Source organism: Sphingomonas phyllosphaerae, assembly GCF_036946485.1.
GTDB lineage: Bacteria > Pseudomonadota > Alphaproteobacteria > Sphingomonadales > Sphingomonadaceae > Sphingomonas > Sphingomonas phyllosphaerae_E.
The window spans coordinates 939,399-956,200 of sequence record NZ_JAQIJA010000005.1 but is presented as its reverse complement, the minus strand read 5'-3'; the positions used below and the strand labels follow the sequence as shown (position 1 = coordinate 956,200).

General features: G+C 67.5%; 21 protein-coding genes. 20 read left to right on the top strand and 1 reads right to left on the bottom strand.

The window, feature by feature from the left end:
- Positions 1-124 precede the first annotated feature (124 nt).
- The 13 genes from PGN16_RS13205 (at position 125) to PGN16_RS13145 (ending at position 11,288) form a co-directional block, all read left to right on the top strand.
- Complete coding sequence (locus tag PGN16_RS13205; RefSeq protein ID WP_335310339.1) at positions 125-475, top strand: flagellar basal body rod protein FlgB; 351 nt, start codon at positions 125-127, stop codon at positions 473-475.
- Positions 476-478: 3 nt separating this feature from the next.
- Entirely contained in the window at positions 479-889 is a 411-nt protein-coding gene (flgC, locus tag PGN16_RS13200; protein WP_335309849.1) for a flagellar basal body rod protein FlgC, read from the top strand.
- Positions 890-891: 2 nt separating this feature from the next.
- The gene (locus tag PGN16_RS13195) at positions 892-1,611 is read left to right on the top strand and encodes a flagellar hook assembly protein FlgD (RefSeq protein ID WP_335309848.1); all 720 of its coding nucleotides are present in this window, start codon (positions 892-894) and stop codon (positions 1,609-1,611) included.
- Between the two features lie 39 nt (positions 1,612-1,650).
- A complete protein-coding gene (locus tag PGN16_RS13190; RefSeq protein WP_335309847.1) occupies positions 1,651-2,949 on the top strand; it encodes a flagellar hook protein FlgE in 1,299 nt (432 codons plus the stop codon).
- 32 nt (positions 2,950-2,981) lie between these two features.
- Positions 2,982-3,734, top strand: coding sequence for a flagellar basal body rod protein FlgF (locus PGN16_RS13185; protein WP_335309846.1), 753 nt, complete (start codon positions 2,982-2,984; stop codon positions 3,732-3,734).
- 15 nt (positions 3,735-3,749) lie between these two features.
- Positions 3,750-4,541 (top strand): flagellar basal-body rod protein FlgG, encoded by a 792-nt coding sequence (flgG, locus tag PGN16_RS13180; protein ID WP_028967528.1) that lies wholly within the window; start codon positions 3,750-3,752, stop codon positions 4,539-4,541.
- A gap of 8 nt (positions 4,542-4,549) precedes the next feature.
- Complete coding sequence (locus tag PGN16_RS13175; RefSeq protein ID WP_443019637.1) at positions 4,550-5,281, top strand: flagellar basal body L-ring protein FlgH; 732 nt, start codon at positions 4,550-4,552, stop codon at positions 5,279-5,281.
- Entirely contained in the window at positions 5,281-6,375 is a 1,095-nt protein-coding gene (locus tag PGN16_RS13170; RefSeq protein WP_335309845.1) for a flagellar basal body P-ring protein FlgI, read from the top strand. Before PGN16_RS13175 ends, PGN16_RS13170 begins: the two co-directional genes overlap by 1 nt.
- Positions 6,375-6,728, top strand: a complete 354-nt coding sequence (locus PGN16_RS13165) for a rod-binding protein (RefSeq protein WP_335309844.1) — start codon at positions 6,375-6,377, stop codon at positions 6,726-6,728. Before PGN16_RS13170 ends, PGN16_RS13165 begins: the two co-directional genes overlap by 1 nt.
- Before the next feature lie 248 nt (positions 6,729-6,976).
- Positions 6,977-8,320 carry a flagellar hook-associated protein FlgK gene (gene flgK / locus PGN16_RS13160; protein WP_335309843.1) on the top strand — a complete coding sequence of 448 codons (1,344 nt, stop codon included), beginning with the start codon at positions 6,977-6,979 and terminating at the stop codon, positions 8,318-8,320.
- A gap of 5 nt (positions 8,321-8,325) precedes the next feature.
- Positions 8,326-9,222, top strand: coding sequence for a flagellin N-terminal helical domain-containing protein (locus PGN16_RS13155; protein WP_335309842.1), 897 nt, complete (start codon positions 8,326-8,328; stop codon positions 9,220-9,222).
- 294 nt (positions 9,223-9,516) lie between these two features.
- Positions 9,517-10,380, top strand: a complete 864-nt coding sequence (motA, locus tag PGN16_RS13150; RefSeq protein ID WP_335309841.1) for a flagellar motor stator protein MotA — start codon at positions 9,517-9,519, stop codon at positions 10,378-10,380.
- Positions 10,381-10,385: 5 nt separating this feature from the next.
- Positions 10,386-11,288 carry a flagellar motor protein MotB gene (locus PGN16_RS13145; RefSeq protein ID WP_335309840.1) on the top strand — a complete coding sequence of 301 codons (903 nt, stop codon included), beginning with the start codon at positions 10,386-10,388 and terminating at the stop codon, positions 11,286-11,288.
- Positions 11,289-11,499: 211 nt separating this feature from the next.
- Here PGN16_RS13145 and PGN16_RS13140 read toward each other — a convergent pair whose 3' ends face one another.
- Positions 11,500-12,624, bottom strand: a complete 1,125-nt coding sequence (locus PGN16_RS13140; RefSeq protein WP_335309839.1) for an acyltransferase family protein — start codon at positions 12,622-12,624, stop codon at positions 11,500-11,502.
- Positions 12,625-12,696: 72 nt separating this feature from the next.
- On the opposite strand from PGN16_RS13140, the gene ispG reads away from it, so the two are divergent.
- The 7 genes from ispG to PGN16_RS13105 all read left to right on the top strand — a co-directional run bounded on the left by ispG (position 12,697) and on the right by PGN16_RS13105 (position 16,670).
- A complete protein-coding gene (gene ispG, locus PGN16_RS13135; RefSeq protein WP_335309838.1) occupies positions 12,697-13,821 on the top strand; it encodes a flavodoxin-dependent (E)-4-hydroxy-3-methylbut-2-enyl-diphosphate synthase in 1,125 nt (374 codons plus the stop codon).
- A gap of 36 nt (positions 13,822-13,857) precedes the next feature.
- The gene (locus PGN16_RS13130) at positions 13,858-14,133 is read left to right on the top strand and encodes an AbrB/MazE/SpoVT family DNA-binding domain-containing protein (protein ID WP_335309837.1); all 276 of its coding nucleotides are present in this window, start codon (positions 13,858-13,860) and stop codon (positions 14,131-14,133) included.
- Entirely contained in the window at positions 14,130-14,510 is a 381-nt protein-coding gene (locus PGN16_RS13125) for a type II toxin-antitoxin system VapC family toxin (RefSeq protein WP_335309836.1), read from the top strand. Before PGN16_RS13130 ends, PGN16_RS13125 begins: the two co-directional genes overlap by 4 nt.
- The gene (locus PGN16_RS13120; RefSeq protein ID WP_335309835.1) at positions 14,507-15,409 is read left to right on the top strand and encodes a DMT family transporter; all 903 of its coding nucleotides are present in this window, start codon (positions 14,507-14,509) and stop codon (positions 15,407-15,409) included. The genes PGN16_RS13125 and PGN16_RS13120 overlap by 4 nt, the downstream gene beginning before the upstream one ends.
- Before the next feature lie 82 nt (positions 15,410-15,491).
- Complete coding sequence (locus PGN16_RS13115) at positions 15,492-15,974, top strand: GNAT family N-acetyltransferase (RefSeq protein ID WP_335309834.1); 483 nt, start codon at positions 15,492-15,494, stop codon at positions 15,972-15,974.
- Positions 15,974-16,294, top strand: coding sequence for a DMT family transporter (locus tag PGN16_RS13110; RefSeq protein ID WP_335309833.1), 321 nt, complete (start codon positions 15,974-15,976; stop codon positions 16,292-16,294). The genes PGN16_RS13115 and PGN16_RS13110 overlap by 1 nt, the downstream gene beginning before the upstream one ends.
- A 4-nt stretch (positions 16,295-16,298) precedes the next feature.
- Positions 16,299-16,670: a TfoX/Sxy family protein gene (locus PGN16_RS13105; RefSeq protein ID WP_335309832.1), complete on the top strand. Its 372-nt coding sequence runs from the start codon at positions 16,299-16,301 to the stop codon at positions 16,668-16,670.
- The last annotated feature ends 132 nt before the right edge of the window (positions 16,671-16,802 follow it).

Here is a 16,802-nt window from a genome sequence, read left to right as displayed (position 1 = left end):
GTCCGGCTCTGGATTGCTTCGCTACGCTTGCAATGACGGGGATTTAGCCCGTTGCCCGACCCATTTGGCACGGCCTTTGCTCAACAGCCTCGTGCACCTGTCGTGCATGGAGGAGTTGGGGCCGATGGCCGAGGGATTGTTCGGAGTTCACGCTGCCGCGCTGGAGGTGCGTGCACAGCGCATGGGCGTGCTGGCGTCGAACATCGCCAATGCATCGACGCCCAATTTCAAGGCGCGCGACATCGACTTCACGACCGCGCTCAACGCGGTGGAGAGCCAGCCGGGCGGCGTGGGCGCCGATCTGGGCGGTGCGCTCAAGTACCGCGTTCCCACCAACCCGTCGATGGACGGCAACACGGTGGAACTGTCCACCGAGCAGACCGCCTTCGCCGAGAACGCCGTGCAATATCAGAGCACGCTCGCCTTCCTCAACGGACGCATCGGGCAGATCACCCGCGCGCTGAAGGGAGAATAAGCCATGTCGGGTACCCCGATGACGGTCTTCCAGGTCGCGGGCCGCGCGATGTCGGCGCAGCTGACCCGGATGAATACCACCGCGTCGAACCTCGCCAATGCCGGCGGCGTCGCGGGCACCGAGGAGGCCGCCTACAAGACGATGAAGCCGGTGTTCCGCACCAGCTTCGACGAGGCGAGCGGGCTGTCCACGGTCGACGTCCAGCAGATCGTCACCGCGGGCGAGAAGCCCACCAAGCGCTACGATCCCAATCATCCGCTCGCCGACAAGGACGGCAACGTCTTCGACGCGGCGGTCGATGAATCGCGCGAGCTGGTCGACATGATGGAGACCGCGCGCAGCTACCAGAACAACGTCGAGGTGATGCAGACCGCCAAGACGCTGATCCTCGACACTCTCAAGATGGGTCGCTGACCATGACCGCCATTTCCACCAGCACGACCGACAAGACGACGCAGGACGCGATCTTCGCCGCCGCCGGGGTCGCGCGCTCCAATTCCGTCACCGGGACCACCGACGCCGGCTCGACCGTCGGCAAGTCGCAGCTCGGGCAGAAGGACTTCGTGCGCCTGATGACCGCGCAGCTGCAATATCAGGATCCGTTCAACCCGCAGGACAATACGCAGATGGTCGCGCAGATGGCGACCTTCTCGCAGGTCGCGGGGATCAGCGAGATGAGCAGCACGCTGGCCGGGATCGCCAACCGGCTGGGCACCACCTCGTCGAGCGACGCGATGAGCTTCGTCGGGCGCACGGTCCTGACCGAGGGCAAGACCGCATACGAGCGGACCTCGGGCGGGATCATGGGCGCGGTCGAGCTGCCGAATTCGGCCACCGACGTCGACGTCACGATCACCGACAAGAACGGGCTGGCGGTCAAGAACATCCAGCTCGGCAAGCAGGAGGCCGGCGCGGTCGACTATAGCTGGGACGGCAAGGACGACGCCGGCAACAAGGTCGAGAACGGCCCCTACACCGTCAACGTCGAGGCCGCGAACGGCAGCACGATCGTCGCCGCCAAGTCGCTGGTGTGGGCGCCGGTCGAGACCGTCAGCCTGAGCGCGGGCGCCGAGCCCGTCCTCAACGTCACCGGCCTCGGCAAGGTCGATCCCGCCGCGGTCCGCAAGGTCGCCTAACCCCTTCGTCTTCCAGAAACATCCCCAGGAGCACCCCCCATGTCCTTCTTCACCTCACTTTCGGGCCTCCAGGCCATGCAGACCGACATGTCGGTCATCAGCCACAACCTCGCCAACGTCTCGACCAACGGCTTCAAGAAGAGCCGCACCGCGTTCGCCGACGTCATCTCGTCGAACGTGTCGACCGATCCGCGCAAGATGGTCGGCTCGGGCGTGTCGGTGAAGGGCACCGTGCAGCAGTTCTCGGACGGTTCGTCGAACCAGACCAAGAGCGCGCTCGACATGCAGATCCTCGGCGAAGGCTTCTTCGTGGTGAAGTCGACCGGCCTGTCGGATCAGGTCAACTACACCCGTACCGGCGCGTTCACCGTTGACGACAGCCGCAACGTGATCGACGCGCAGGGCAGCTACCTGATGGTCTATCCGGTCGATAACGACGGCAACGTCACCGCGACGGGCGACAAGTCGCTGACCAACCTGCAGATCCAGCCGACCAGCGGCTCGCCGACCGCGACCAAGAACGTCGCGACCAAGGTGCAGATCCCGTCGACCGCCACGGTCAAGGACGCGTCGCTGTTCAAGCGTACCGACACCTCGACCTACAACAACTCGGTCGCGACCCGCGTCTATGACGCGAACGGCAATCCGATGACGATGACCAGCTATTATGTGCGCACGGCGGAGGGCAATCCGAACGCCGTCGACGCGAACGGCAATCCGGCGCCGAACACCGGCACGTGGCAGGTTTTCACCTTCGTCGGCGACCAGATGCTGACTCCGGCGGGCGCTTCGGCGGCAGGCCCGGTCACGCAGACCTACGACACCACCGGCGCGCTCGTCCCGCCGAACGCGATCACGTTCAAGCCGTTCATCCCGGCCTCGGGCGCGGCGCAGCAGACGATCAAGCTCGACCTGACCGGCTCGACGCAGACCTCGGCCGCCGCGGCGGTCAGCAACCGCGTGCAGGACGGCGTCGCGGTCGGCCAGCTGGTCGGCATCACCGTCGACGACGCCGGCATCATCAAGGCCAGCTATTCCAACTCGGACATCGTGCCGCTCGGCAAGGTGGCGATCGCCAAGTTCTCCGCGCCGACCGGTCTGCGCCAGGCAGGCAGCAACTATTGGCAGGCGACGGGTATCTCGGGGAAGGCGACGCTCGGCTTCGCCGCCGCCGAGGGCTTCGGCAGCCTGAAGTCGGGCCAGCTCGAAGGCTCGAACGTCGACATCACCGAGGAACTCGTCAACCTGATCGCCGCGCAGCGTAACTTCCAGGCGAACTCGAAGGCGCTCGATACCGCGACGCAGGTGTCGCAGGCGATCCTCAACATCCGCGGCTGATGCCGTCGGTCGGGACGTCGGAGAGGATGTAAGTGGACAAACTGGTCTATACCGCGGCGACCGGCCTGCGCGCGCATATGCAGTCGCAGGCCGCGATCGCCAACAATATGGCGAACGTCTCCACCACCGGGTTCCGCGCCGATCGCGTGGTGTTCGACCGGATCATCCTGTCCGACGGCTCGACCCAGCTGTCGGCGCGTCAGCCGACCTCGGAAGAGGTGCGCGACGCCGATCGCGCGCCGGGCGTCGTCCAGCAGACCGGGCGGCCGCTCGACGTCGCGATGGGCGATGCCGACAAATGGCTGGCGGTGCAGGCGTCGGACGGGTCGGAAGCCTATACCCGGCGCGGCGACCTGTCGGTGTCCGCCTCGGGCACGCTCCAGACCGGCGACGGCTTCATCGTCATGGGGCAGAGCGGCCCGATCACCCTGCCGCCGTACGATTCGGTCAGCATCGGGTCGGACGGCTCGATCTCGATCGTGCCGCAGGGCGACAAGACCGGACAGGTCACCGTCGTCGACCGGCTGAAGGTGGTGTCGAGCAAGGGCAGCGATGCCGTGAAGGGGCTCGACAATCTGATGCGCGTGCGCGGCGGCGGCGTGATGCCCGCCGATCTCGACGCATCGGTCACCAGCGGTGCGCTGGAGGGCTCCAACGTCAACATGACCCAGGCGCTGGTCGACATGATCGAGAACCAGCGCAGCTACGAAGTGCAGGCCAATCTTCTGAAAGAGGCCCGCTCCATGGACGAATCGAGCGCATCCGTGATGCGCCTGCCGGGCTGAGGAAGGACGTAACCGATGACCACCGCCGCCATGCACATCGCGCGCACCGGGCTGGACGCCCAGGACACGCGGATGCGCGTCATTTCGAACAACCTCGCCAACGTCAGCACCACCGGGTTCAAGCGCGATCGCGCCGCGTTCGAGACGCTGTCGTATCAGGTCGTCACCGCGCCGGGCGCGCAGTCGACCGGTGAGACCAAATATGCCACCGGGCTGAACCTCGGCACCGGCGTGCGCGTGCAGGGCACGTCGCGCACCGAGACGCAGGGGTCGATGAGCCAGACCGGCAACAGCCTCGACCTCGCGCTCGACGGCAACGGCTATTTTCAGGTGCAGATGCCCGGCGGTCAGCTCGGCTATACCCGCGCCGGCAATTTCTCGCGCTCGCCGGAGGGATTGTTGATCACCAGCCAGGGCTATCAGGTGATGCCCGGCATCACCGTGCCCACCAACGCGACGCAGATCACGATCGGCACCGACGGCACCGTGACCGCGACGATCCCGGGGCAGGCCGAGGGGCAGAACCTCGGGCAGATCCAGGTCGCCAGCTTCCCCAATTCGGCGGGGCTCGAATCGAACGGCGACAATTTCCTGCTCGAAACCGCATCGAGCGGCGCGGCCAATATGGGCGTGCCCGGCGAGGACGGCCGCGGCCGCGTGCGGCAGGGGACGCTGGAGGCGAGCAACGTCAACGTCGTCGAGGAGCTGGTCGACATGATCGAGACGCAGCGCGCCTATGAGGTCAATTCGAAGATGATCTCCGCCACCGACGACATGCTGAAAACCGTTAACCAAAATCTGTCATGACGCGGATCATGACGACCGTATCTTCCCTTCGCCGGATTCGCATGTTGCTGGGCGGGATGCTCGGCGCCGCCGCAGCGGTGGCGATGGTCCCCGCGCCGGCGCACGCCAGCGTGTTCGGCAAGCTGCTCAAGAAGAAGCCCGCCGAGGACTTCAGCGCCGCGCGCGTCGAGCCGGTCGCCCCGGTGCCGACCGCGCCGGTCGCCGATGGCGCGATCTTCCAGGCGTCGACCGGCTATGCCGCGCTCTACGAGGGCTGGCGCGCGCGCCGCGTCGGCGATCCGCTGACGATCGTGCTGGTCGAGCGGACTGCCGCGTCCAAGTCGTCGGCGTCGAAGATCGATTCGAAGGGCTCGTTCGGGCTGACCCCGCCGTCCACCGGTCCGCTCGGCGGGCTGCTCAGCTCCACCGACGTCGGCGCCAGCGGCAACCGCGGCTTCAACGGCACTGGCGCGGCCGACCAGTCGAACTCGCTGTCGGGCGAGGTGTCGGTCACGGTCGCCGAAGTCTACCCGAACGGCACGATGCTGGTGCGCGGGCAGAAGCGCGTGACGCTCAACCGCGGCGACGAATTCGTCCAGATCAAGGGCATCGTCCGCTTCGCCGATGTCGATCGCGACAATCGCGTCGAATCGACTCGCGTCGCCGATGCGCAGATCGCCTACACCGGCAAGGGCGACGTCGCCCGCGCCAGCCGTCAGGGCTGGCTGTCCCGCTTCTTCCAGGTGGTGAGCCCGTTCTGATGTTGCGCACGCTCTTCATCGCGCTCCTCGCGCTGATCGTCTCGGTGCCTGCGCACGCGGATCGCATCAAGGATCTCGGCGGGTTCCAGGGCATCCGCTCGAACCAGCTCACCGGTTACGGCGTGGTGGTCGGGCTGCCCGGCACCGGCGACGACAATCTCGAATATACCGTCCAGTCGGTAAAGGCGGTCGCCTCGCGCTTCGGGCTGCAACTGCCGCCCAACGCCAATCCGGGACTCAAGAACGCCGCGGTGGTGCTGATCACCGCCGAGCTGCCGCCGTTCGCCAAGCCCGGCCAGCGGATCGACATCACCGTCGCCTCGATGGGTAAGGCCAAGTCGCTGCGCGGCGGGGCGCTGGTGCTCACCCCGCTGCTGGGGGCCGACGGACAGGTCTATGCGATGGCGCAGGGCAATCTCGCGGTCGGCGGACTGGGTGCCGAGGGCGCGGACGGCTCGAAGATCGTCGTCAACGTCCCCTCGACCGGGCGCATCCCCGAGGGCGCGACCGTGGAACGCGCGGTCGCCACCAGCTTCGCCGACACGCCGTTCCTCACCTACAATCTCGCCCGCGCCGATTTCACCACCGCGCAGAACGTCGCCGCCGCGATCAACCGCAAGCTCGGCTTCGGCTCGGCGCAGGCGACCGACGCGGTGTCGGTGGCGGTGCGTGCGCCGGTCGGCGCTGACGTCCGCGCGACGCTGATGAGCGAGATCGAGAATCTGACCGTCGACAGCGCCGAGCCGCCCGCCAAGGTGATCGTCAACGCGCGCACCGGCACGGTGGTCATCAACTCGGCGGTGCGGCTCGCCCCCGCGGCGGTGACGCACGGCAAGCTGACCGTCCGCATCGACGAGAGCCAGCGCGTCAGCCAGCCCGCCCCGCTCAGCAACGGCCAGACCGCGATGGAGAACCGCTCCAACGTGCAGGTCACCGAGGAGAAGAAGCCGATGTTCATGCTGACGCCCGGCCCGAAGCTGGCCGATGTCGTAAAGGCGGTGAACGCGATCGGCGCGTCACCGGCCGACCTCGTCGCGATCCTCGAGGCGCTCAAGGAAGCCGGCGCGCTCAAGGCCGAACTGGTGGTGCTGTAATGAGCGACGCGATCGGAGCCATCACCGGCCAGACCGGGCTCGACACCGGCCTGTCGCGCGCCGCGACCCGGCAGAATCTCGACAAGGCCGCGCAGCAGTTCGAATCGGTATTCACCGGCATGATGCTGAAATCGATGCGCCAGGCGAAGCTCGCCGACCCGTTGATCGACAGCAAGGCGATGGACACGTTCCGCGACATGAGCGACCAGAAGGTCGTCCAGAACATGGCCGAACACCACCCGCTTGGCATCGGGCAGGCGATGAGCAAGTTCCTGGCGCAGTCGCAGCCGGAAATGGCGGCGGGTTCGGGTGCGCCAGCAAGCGGGGCGGCGACGCCGACGGCGAAACCCTGACCTTCGTCCGTTATTGCGAGCGCAGCGAAGCAATGACGGACGGCCTTGAGGAGAGCCTCACCTCCCCCTCCGTTCGTCCTGAGGAGAGGCTGAGCTTGTCGAAGCCTCGTCTCGAAGGACATGCGCTTCGAGACGGCATTTCGACTTCGCTCAATGCCTCCTCAGCACGAACGGGCGGGCAACTCCACCCGTCCCCCCAAACCCACCCATAAACCCGATCTTAACCCGAATCGTGCCACCCTGAACGCATGGCCGACCTCCTCTCCCTTGGCGCTTCGGGCGTGCGCACGTACCAGACGGCGCTGGCGACGACGTCGGAGAACATCGCCAATGCCGGTAACGCGTCCTATGTCCGACGCACCCCCAGCATTCGCGAGATCACCGGGGGCACCGGCTGGAACACCTCGTCGCCCAACGGCATGGGGTCGTCCGCCTTCAACATCCTGCGCGCCGGCAATGCCTATGCCGACCAGACGCTGCGCACCGCCGCCTCCGATCTGTCGCGGACCGAGGCCGGCTCGGTCTGGCTCGAGCGGATCGAAACCGCGCTGGGCAGCGGCGGGCTGTCGTCGCGGATGACCGCCTTCTTCGCCGCCGGCACCGCGCTTCAGGCCGACCCGTCCTCCACCGCGCTGCGCGCCGGGATGCTGAGCGCCGGTTCGTCGGTCGCCGATGCGTTCGGCGTCACCGCGCGCGCGCTCGACGATTCGGCCGCCGAGCTGGACGGTCAGGCCGGTCAGGCCGCCGCCGAGCTGACCCGGCTCAACCAGGCGATGCTCAAGGTCAATCAGGGGCTGGTGCGCACCGCGCCCGGCACCTCGGCGATGGCCGGGCTGATGGACCAGCGCGACGACATCCTCCAGCAGATGAGCGCCCTGACCGACGTCGACGTCAAGATCGACGATTACGGCCGCGCCACCGTTCGCGCCGCCGGCCCGAACGGCCCGGTGCTCGTCGACCCGCGCGACGCCAGCGAGGTCGCTTATGGCCGCACCGGCAGCAATGTCGCGCTCGCGGTGCGCCCGCCCGCCGGCTCCCCGACGCTGTTCGATCCCGATGGCGGGTCGCTGGCCGGGATGGTCGAGGGCGCGCAGCGCATCGCCACCACCCGCGACGCGCTGGGCCGCATCGCCAAGGACCTGACCGAGACGGTCAACACGCTGCAAGCCGCCGGCGACGACCTGAAGGGCAACCCCGGCACCGATTTCTTCGAGGCGAGCACCACCGACCCGACCCAGTTCAAGGTGAAGCTGACGAGCGGCGACCAGATCGCCGCCGCCGGTCGCGCGGGCGGATCGCGCGACGCGTCGAACCTCGTCGCGCTCGCCGGCAAGCGCAGCAGCATGGGATTCGAGGGCAGCGTGCAGGCGCTCGTCACCGACAATGCCGCGACGCTCAAGCAGCGGCGGCTGGTCGCGGATGCGCAGACCACGATCCGCGACGGCGCGATCACCACGCGCTCCGAACTCACGGGCGTCAATCTGGATAACGAGGCGGTCGACCTGCTCAAATATCAGCAGGCGTATCAGGCATCGAGCCGCGTCATCCAGGTCGCCAAGGAAACCTTCCAGTCGATCCTCGAGATCAGGTAAGCGCCATGCAGATCTCCAGCAGCCTCATGTTCGATCGGTCCGCGGCGCGGATGGGATCGCTGATGTCGAACGCGGTTAAGCTCCAGACCCAGCTCGCCACCGGCAAGAAATTCACCTCGCCGTCCGAGAATGTCGCGGTCGGGCAGCAACTCGCCGAATTCGATCGCAAGAACATCGACGCCGCGGCCTATTCGTCGAACATGAACATGTCGTCGTCGCTGCTGTCGCAGGCCGACACGACGCTCGATTCGATCTACACGCAGATGCAGCGCGCCACCGAACTGACGGTGCGCGCCAGCAACGGCTCGCTCAGCGTCCAGGACCGCAAGGTGATCGGCGACGAGATGAAGGCGGTCGTCGACACGCTGATCGGGCTCGGCAACGTCACCGATTCGAACGGCCGCTCGCTGTTCGGCAGCGCCAGTGGCGATCCGGCGATCACCAAGAACACCGACGGCACCTTCACCTACAATACCGCGCCGTCGCTGTCCGAAGTGCCGATCGCCGACAATATGTCGATCCAGCCGACCGAGACCGCCGCGCGCGTGTTCCAGGGCCCGGCGGGTGACACGCTGGCGATGCTGACGCAGCTCGCCACGGCGTTGCAGAGCGGCGATTCGACCGGGCAGTCGGCGCGCGACGCGCTCGACAAGGTCAACAGCGCCACCGATCAGGTCTCGATCGTGCAGGCGTCGGTCGGCGCGCGCGCCGCGCGCGTCGAGCTGCAACAGACGTTGCAGGAGAATGTCTCGGCCGACCGCGAGGAGCTGCGCTCGTCGCTGGAGGATACCGACATGACCGCGACCGCGGCGGAATTCGCCAAGACGATGACGATCCTCAACGCGACGCAATCGAGCTTCTCGAAATTGTCGCAGCTGTCGCTGTTCAGCTACCTGCGCTGATCCACCTTTCCGTCATTGCGAGCGCAAGCGAAGCAATGACGCATCCCGATGCCGGCCCGTCCCCGTTCGTGCTGAGGAGGCACGGAGCGACGTCGAAATGCCGTCTCGAAGCACGCTTCGAGGCGCAGCACCGCCCTCACTCAGCCTCTCCTCGGAACGAACGGCGCGATGATTCCGCACCGCACCGTCCGGGCAAACCCCGCATAATCACCCCCGCAGTAACCACTTCTCCACCGCTGTCGGGTTAACCACTCCCCTCGAGAATCATCCCGCACGCTTTTTGGGGAAAGTGCCATGTTCCCGGCCATCGGCCTCGTCATCCTCCTCGGCATGGTGTTCGGCGGTTTCGCCATCACCGGCGGCAACCTCGAACCGGTGTTCGAGGCGATCCCGCACGAAATGCTCATCATCGGCGGCGCCGCGGTCGGCGCGCTGGTCATCGGAAATTCCGGCAAGGAATTGAAGGCGCTGGGCGGCGGGCTCGGCAAGGTCTTCAAGGGACCGGTCTACAAGAAGCAGGACTATCTCGACGTCATCTTCCTCGTCAGCAAGCTGATGAAGATGCTGCGGATGGAAGGGCCGATCGCGCTCGAGCCGCACGTCGAGGATCCGAAGTCCTCCGCGGTGTTCGCCGAATATCCCAAGCTGCTGAAGGACCATACGCTGGTCAACCTGATCGCCGACACGCTGCGGCTGGTCGTCGTGTCCTCGGGCACGCTCGACGTCCATGCCGTCGAGGAAGTGATGGAAAACGCGATCAAGACCCACCATCACGAGGTCGAGGGTCCGGAGCATACGCTGCAGAGCCTCGCCGATTCGCTCCCCGCGCTCGGCATCGTCGCGGCGGTGCTCGGCATCGTGAAGACGATGGGCTCGATCGACAAGCCGCCGTCGGTGCTGGGCGGGATGATCGGCTCGGCGCTGGTCGGCACCTTCATGGGCGTGCTGCTCGCCTACGGCATCGTCAATCCGTTCGCGGGCCGGCTGAAGCAGGTCGTGGCGGCCGACGCGGCGATCTATCACGTCGTCAAGCAGATCATCATCGCCTCGCTCCACGGCCATCCGCAGCCGCTGGTGATCGAGGCGGCGCGCTCGGGAATCGACCACAAGAATCAGCCCGGCTTCGCCGAGGTCTTCGACGGCCTGCGCGGTAAGTAAGCGCGATGGCAAAAGCTCCGCACGGCAAGAACGAGCCGCCCAAGATCGTCATCGTCAAGAAGATCACCATGGTCGCCGGGGGACACCACGGCGGCGCGTGGAAGGTCGCCTATGCCGATTTCGTGACCGCGATGATGGCGTTCTTCCTGCTGCTGTGGCTGCTCGGCGCGACGACCGAGAAGCAGCGCAAGGGCATCGCCGATTATTTCGCGCCGACGCTGATCGACAAGAAGCGCGTCGGGATCGGCGGCAATGGCATGTTCGGCGGCGAGTCGCTGACCTCCAAGGAGAAGATCGGGCCGAAGGCGGGCACGTCGGACCTGCACGCGCTGGCGCTGGTCACCACCGATCCGGTCGGCGAGGCCAAGGGCTTCGGGCAGAAGGGCTCGCTGCGCAGCAGCAGCGCGATCGCCAAGGAAGACGCCAAGAACTTCGCCAAGCTGCGCCAGCAGGTCATGCAGAAGATCATGGCGCAGCGCGAGCTGGCGAAGCTGGCCAAGCACATCCGCTTCACGATGACCTCGGACGGGATGCGTATCGATCTGGTCGACGACGCCGATTATTCGATGTTCGCGCTGGGCACCACCGCGCTCGCCAGCGATGCGTCGGCGCTGATCGGGCTGGTCGCGCAGGGGATCAGGGAGACGCAGAACCCGATCTCGATCCGCGGCTATACCGACAGCCTGCCCTATGGCGATCCGCGCGCGATGAACAACTGGATGCTGTCGTCGGGCCGCGCCGAGGCGACCCGCCGCCGGCTGGCGCTGGGCGGCATTCCGGAGACGCGCTTCAACCGGATCGAGGGCGTGGCGGACCGCGAGCCAATGATCGCCGACAATCCGCAGGACCCCCGCAACCGCCGCGTCGCGATCACCCTGCTCTACCGCGCGGGCACGTTCGGCCAGTAAGCGACGGCGTTCCCCCTTCCGTCGTTGCGAGCGTAGCGAAGCGATGACGGTGGAGGTTGAGGCGCGCTCCCCACCCCCTTCCTCGTCGCCCCGGACTTGATCCGGGGCCCCGCTTCTTCCCGGCCGAACCCAAAAGCGGGATCCCGGATCAAGGCTCTCCCGAGCTTCGTCGAGGGATCCGGGATGACGGAAGAAGGCAGGTCACCGCTACTCAAACGATCGCCGGCCGCGGATCGACATGCGTCCGCCGCGACGCATGTCGCCGCAGCCCGATCAACGGGCGCAGCGGCCCGATCGCACGCCCACCCAGATAGAAGGCCCAGCAGCCCGCCAGCGTCGCCGCGACCAGCACCGCAAACGCCACCCCGCCCGGCAGCGCGAACGGCGCGAGCCAGAAGGCGACCAGCACGATGATCGACTGGTGGACGATGTAGAAGGGGAACACCGCCTCGGTCAGCATCCGCCGCCACTTGCGGTCGCGGTTCCAATGCCCGTCGGCATAGCCGATCAGCGCCGCGACCGCCGCCCAGCCCTCGACCGAACGCGCCACCGAGAAGACGATCCCCCACGGGTATGGCATCCGGCTCCCCGGCCAGCGGATCTCGATCCCCGCGACCACGGCATAGGCGACCAGCGCGATCGCCGCCGACGGCTTCCAGCGCGCGACCAGCGCCGCCAGCGTCTCCGGCGCACACGCCAGCGCATAGCCGAACAGGAAGAACGGAAAGTAGCTGAAGTGCGCGACCCAGTCGTCGATCAGCGCATGCGTCTCGCGCCCGCCCGGGAACAGCCAGAAGCTGACCAGCACCATCCACGCGAACCCGGCCTGTATCGCCCGCCGCACCGCCCGCGGCAGCAGCAACGCGCCCGCGGCGAGCACCAACGTATAGACCCACAGATAGGCGACGAACCACAGGTGGTTCCACGTCGGCAGAAACAGCGGCTCGATCTGGGCGAACCGGAAATAATCGTGCACCCAGAAGTGCCCGAAGCCGTGCGGATAGCCATATTTCTGCGAAAGCTCGACCCACGGCTGCACCGGGACGATCACCGCCACGCCGAAGATCAACGGCACCAGTAGCCTGAGCGAGCGCTGCCGCGCGAACCGCCACGGCGCCTTGTTGCGCAGCATCAGCGCCCGGCTCGCATAGCCCGACACGAGGAACAGCAGCGCCAGCCGCCACGGGTTCGACGCCATCATCGGCACCGCCACCCACCACGCGCCGGGCAGCTTCGCATGGAAGTCCCACGGCACGAACACCATGCCGACATGATAGAGGATCAGGATCGCAAAGGCCCCGATGCGGAGCCAGTCCAGGCCGTAATGACGCTGCATTTGCGGTCGCCTAGCACCAGTAAGCGCGCGCCGCGACTTTGAACTGCCACGCCACACGCGTATATGGCGCGCATGTCGATCCGTCCGTGGCGCGATATCGCGCGTCGTCCCAGCCGCCAGATCATGGTCGGCAATGTCCCCGTCGGCGGGGATGCTCCGGTCACCGTGCAGACGATGACCAATACCCCGACCGAGGATGCCGCCGCGACGATCGACCAGATCCGCCGCTGCGAGGAGGCCGGGGCGGACATCATCCGCGTCAGTTGTCCCGACACCGCCTCCACCGCCGCGCTCGGCCAGATCGTGCGCGCCGCGAAGGTGCCGATCGTCGCCGACATCCATTTCCACTACAAGCGCGCGCTCGAGGCCGCCGACGCCGGCGCGGCGTGCCTGCGCATCAATCCCGGCAACATCGGCTCGTCCGATCGGGTCGCGGAGGTGGTGCGCGCCGCCAAGGCCAACGGCTGCGCGATCCGCATCGGCGTCAACGCCGGGTCGCTGGAGAAGGACCTGCTCGAAAAATACGGCGAGCCGTGCCCGGAGGCGCTGGTTGAATCGGCGCTCGACCATATCAAGCTGCTCCAGGACCACGACTTCCATGAATATAAGGTCGCGGTGAAGGCGTCGGACGTGTTCCTCGCGGTCGCCGCCTATCAGGGGCTCGCCGAGGCGACCGACTGCCCGCTCCATCTCGGCATCACCGAGGCCGGCGGGCTGATCGGCGGGACGGTGAAGTCGTCGATCGGGCTCGGCTCGCTCCTGTGGTTCGGGATCGGCGACACGATCCGCGTCTCGCTGTCGGCCGAGCCCGAAGAGGAAGTCCGCGTCGGGTTCGAGATCCTCAAGGCGCTCGGCATCCGCAACCGCGGCGTGCGCGTGGTGAGCTGCCCCAGCTGCGCGCGGCAGGGCTTCGACGTGATCCGCACCGTGCAGGCGCTGGAGGAACGGCTCCAGCACATCCGCACCCCGATGAGCCTGTCGGTGCTCGGCTGCGTCGTCAACGGCCCCGGTGAGGCGCGCGAGACCGACATCGGCATCACCGGCGGCGGCAACGGCAAGCACATGGTCTATCTGTCGGGCGTCACCGACCATCATGTGCAGGACGCCGACATGATCGACCATATCGTCAAGCTGGTCGAGGCGAAGGCGGCAGAGATCGAGGCGTCGGACGCGGCGGCGAAACTGGCAGCGGCGTAGGTCTTGTGCTATGCATCAGGTCCTGGAGGACCTGACATGACCTATCATGCGAAGGTGATCGCGGGCGGCAAGATCGTCATCCCTGCCGACCTGCGCCGCGAGTTGGGCATCAAAGACGGCGACATGGTCGTCATCGACCGTGACGCACAAGGCGGAATGGTCCTCAGGACGCACGCCCAGGTCGTCCGGGAGGTGCAGGACATCTTCCGTCCGTTCCGTGATGCACATGGAAGTATCGTCGACGATCTGCTCGCCGGCCGCCGAGAGGAACAGCGCCGCGAAGGTGACGCGGACGCGGCATCGGCAGCGTGACGATCGTCTTCGATTCGTCCGCGCTGCTGGCGTTGTTATTCGACGAAGCAGGCAGTGATGTCGCGCTGCCGTTCGTACGCGGCGCGCTGCTCTCGGCGGTCAATCTCGATGAAGTGCTCCACAAATGTGTCCGCCGTGGCATAGACGCCGGGGCGGTGCTGGACAGCTTGCGTCGCCTTGAAGTGGTGATCGCCTCCTTCGACAGCGAACAGGCTCGGGTCAGCGCCGCGCTTCACCCCCGCGCCCAGGCGTTGTGCCTGTCCTTCGCCGACCGCGCCTGTCTGGCGCTCGGCATCGTCCATCGCGCTACCGTCGTGACCGCCGACCGCGTCTGGCAGGCGTTCGACGGCGACGTCGACGTTCGCCTGATCCGTTGACCACCCCACGCCACCTCTCCCCCGCACTGGCGCTCGGCGTCGCGGCAGGCGGGATCGGGCTGTTCTCGGTCATGGACGCGTTCATGAAGTCGCTGGTGCTGGCGATCGGCGTCTACAATGCGCTGCTGTGGCGGACGCTGCTCCAGACCGCGATCGGCGGCGCGGCGTGGCGCCTCGGCGGCGGGCGCAGGATCGGCGCGCGCGCGCTCAGGCTGCATCTGGCGCGCGGCGCGCTGACCACCGCGATGGCGCTGTTGTTCTTCTGGGGGCTGGCGCGCGTGCCGATGGCGCAGGCGATCGCGCTGACCTATATCGCGCCGCTGCTCGCCTTGCTGCTCGGCGCGTGGTTGCTGGGCGAGCGCGTCGGCGCACGGGTGGTGATGGCGTCGGTTGCGGCGCTCGCCGGGGTGGCGGTGATCCTCGCCGGGCAGACGCGGATGACCCTCGGCCCGGAGGCGCTTGCCGGCGCGGGCGCGATCCTCGGCTCGGCGATCCTCTACGCCGCGAACCTGATCGTCGCGCGGCTCCAGAGCCAGGCCGCGAGCCCACGCGAGATCGCCTTCGTCCAGTCGGCGGTCACCGCCACGCTGCTGCTGTGCGCCGCGCCGTGGCTGGCAATGCTGCCCGCGCCCGCGCTGTGGTGGAAGGTGGCGGTCGCCGCGCTGCTCGCGACCGGTTCGCTGTTCCTGCTCGGCTGGGCCTATGCCCATGCCGAGGCGGGGTTTCTGGCGACCACCGAATATACGTCGTTCGTCTATGCCGCGGTGCTCGGCTGGCTGTGCTTCGGCGAGCGGGTCGCGCCGACGACGCTGGCGGGTGCCGGCGTGATCGTCGCGGCGTGCCTGTACGCGGCGCGGCGGCGCGCGGTGCCGCAGGGGGCGCTGGAGGGCGCGGCGTAGTTCCTTCACCGTCGCCCCGGACTTGATCCGGGATAACGTGAGAGGGTTGGGCGGACGCGTCCGAGACGATACACCCGCGCGCATGACGCTTGTTATCCGCCCTGCCACCCCCGCCGATGTCCCGACGATGCTCGGCTTCGTCCGCGATCTCGCCGCGTTCGAGAAAGCACCCGACGCGGTCGAGACGACCGAGCCGATGCTCCACGACGCGCTGTTCGGCACCGCCCCGGCCGCCGAGGCGCTGATCGCCGAGCTGGATGGCCGCGCGGTCGGCTTCGCGATCTTCTATCTCACCTTCTCGACCTGGACCGGCAAGCGCGGCATCTGGCTCGACGACCTCTACATCGCGCCCGAAGCACGCGGGCAGGGCGCGGGCGCGGCGCTGCTGAAGGCGCTGGCCGGCATCGCGGTCGACCGCGGCTATGCGCGCTTCGAATGGTGGGTGCTCGACTGGAACACCCCCGCGATCGACTTCTACCGCGCCAAGGGTGCGGTCGCGCAAGGTGAATGGACCGTGCAGCGCGTCGACGGCGCGGCGTTGCGCACGCTGGCGGGGCGCGGCTGATGGCGTGGGTCTGGCTGGTCGTCGGCGGGCTGTTCGAGGTCGGCTTCACCACCTGCCTGCGCAACGCCGACGGCTTCCGCCACATCGGCTGGACGCTCGCCTTCCTCGCCTCGGTATCGATGTCGATGCTGCTGCTGGAGGTCGCGGCGCGCAGCATCCCGATGGGCACCGCCTATGCGGTGTGGACCGGGATCGGCGCGCTCGGCACCGTGCTGACCGGCATCGTCTTCTACGGCGAGGCGGCGACACCGGTGCGGCTGCTGCTGATCCTCGGCGCGGTCGGATGTATCGCCGGGCTGAAGCTGACGGCGGGGCATTGAGACGATGGCGCTGAATCGCGGATTGGTCGACTGGGTCGCGGAGGCGCTCGCCGCGGAGGGCAGCGTCACGCACCGCCGGATGATGGGCGGCGCGACGCTCTACCTCGACGGCGTGGTCTTCGCGATCGTCGGCGGCGATGGCAGCCTGTGGTTCAAGGGCGATGCCGAGAGCGACGCGACATGGGATGCGGCGGGCTGCGCGCGCTTCACGCATGAGCGCAGCGACGGGACGACGGCGTCGATGAACTACCGGCGCGCGCCCGAGGAGTGCCACGACGATCCCGAGGCATTGCGCGACTGGGCGATGCTCGGCGTCGCGGCAGGGCGGAGAGCGCCGGTCAGGAAGAAGCCGGCATCCCGACGGAAGCGCGCATAACGACGACGCGCGACGATTCACTCGCACCATCGTCGTCATACCGGACTTGCCGCCCCGCACGAAGCGGATGGAAGCTGACGACCGCGCAAGAGAAGCTGCCATCAACGCCACGCGCCGTCGCCCCTGCGCAGG

Coding starts and splice junctions, on each gene's coding strand:
- PGN16_RS13130 (WP_335309837.1), top strand. CDS start 13,858: ATGACCTATCATGCGAAGGTGATCGCGGGCGGCAAGATCGTCATCCCT.
- motA (WP_335309841.1), top strand. CDS start 9,517: ATGTTCCCGGCCATCGGCCTCGTCATCCTCCTCGGCATGGTGTTCGGC.
- PGN16_RS13175 (WP_443019637.1), top strand. CDS start 4,550: ATGACGACCGTATCTTCCCTTCGCCGGATTCGCATGTTGCTGGGCGGG.
- PGN16_RS13190 (WP_335309847.1), top strand. CDS start 1,651: ATGTCCTTCTTCACCTCACTTTCGGGCCTCCAGGCCATGCAGACCGAC.
- PGN16_RS13105 (WP_335309832.1), top strand. CDS start 16,299: ATGGCGCTGAATCGCGGATTGGTCGACTGGGTCGCGGAGGCGCTCGCC.
- PGN16_RS13195 (WP_335309848.1), top strand. CDS start 892: ATGACCGCCATTTCCACCAGCACGACCGACAAGACGACGCAGGACGCG.
- PGN16_RS13170 (WP_335309845.1), top strand. CDS start 5,281: ATGTTGCGCACGCTCTTCATCGCGCTCCTCGCGCTGATCGTCTCGGTG.
- PGN16_RS13155 (WP_335309842.1), top strand. CDS start 8,326: ATGCAGATCTCCAGCAGCCTCATGTTCGATCGGTCCGCGGCGCGGATG.
- flgK (WP_335309843.1), top strand. CDS start 6,977: ATGGCCGACCTCCTCTCCCTTGGCGCTTCGGGCGTGCGCACGTACCAG.
- PGN16_RS13165 (WP_335309844.1), top strand. CDS start 6,375: ATGAGCGACGCGATCGGAGCCATCACCGGCCAGACCGGGCTCGACACC.
- PGN16_RS13115 (WP_335309834.1), top strand. CDS start 15,492: ATGACGCTTGTTATCCGCCCTGCCACCCCCGCCGATGTCCCGACGATG.
- PGN16_RS13140 (WP_335309839.1), bottom strand. CDS start 12,624: ATGCAGCGTCATTACGGCCTGGACTGGCTCCGCATCGGGGCCTTTGCG.
- flgG (WP_028967528.1), top strand. CDS start 3,750: ATGACCACCGCCGCCATGCACATCGCGCGCACCGGGCTGGACGCCCAG.
- PGN16_RS13110 (WP_335309833.1), top strand. CDS start 15,974: ATGGCGTGGGTCTGGCTGGTCGTCGGCGGGCTGTTCGAGGTCGGCTTC.
- flgC (WP_335309849.1), top strand. CDS start 479: ATGTCGGGTACCCCGATGACGGTCTTCCAGGTCGCGGGCCGCGCGATG.
- PGN16_RS13145 (WP_335309840.1), top strand. CDS start 10,386: ATGGCAAAAGCTCCGCACGGCAAGAACGAGCCGCCCAAGATCGTCATC.
- ispG (WP_335309838.1), top strand. CDS start 12,697: ATGTCGATCCGTCCGTGGCGCGATATCGCGCGTCGTCCCAGCCGCCAG.
- PGN16_RS13205 (WP_335310339.1), top strand. CDS start 125: ATGGCCGAGGGATTGTTCGGAGTTCACGCTGCCGCGCTGGAGGTGCGT.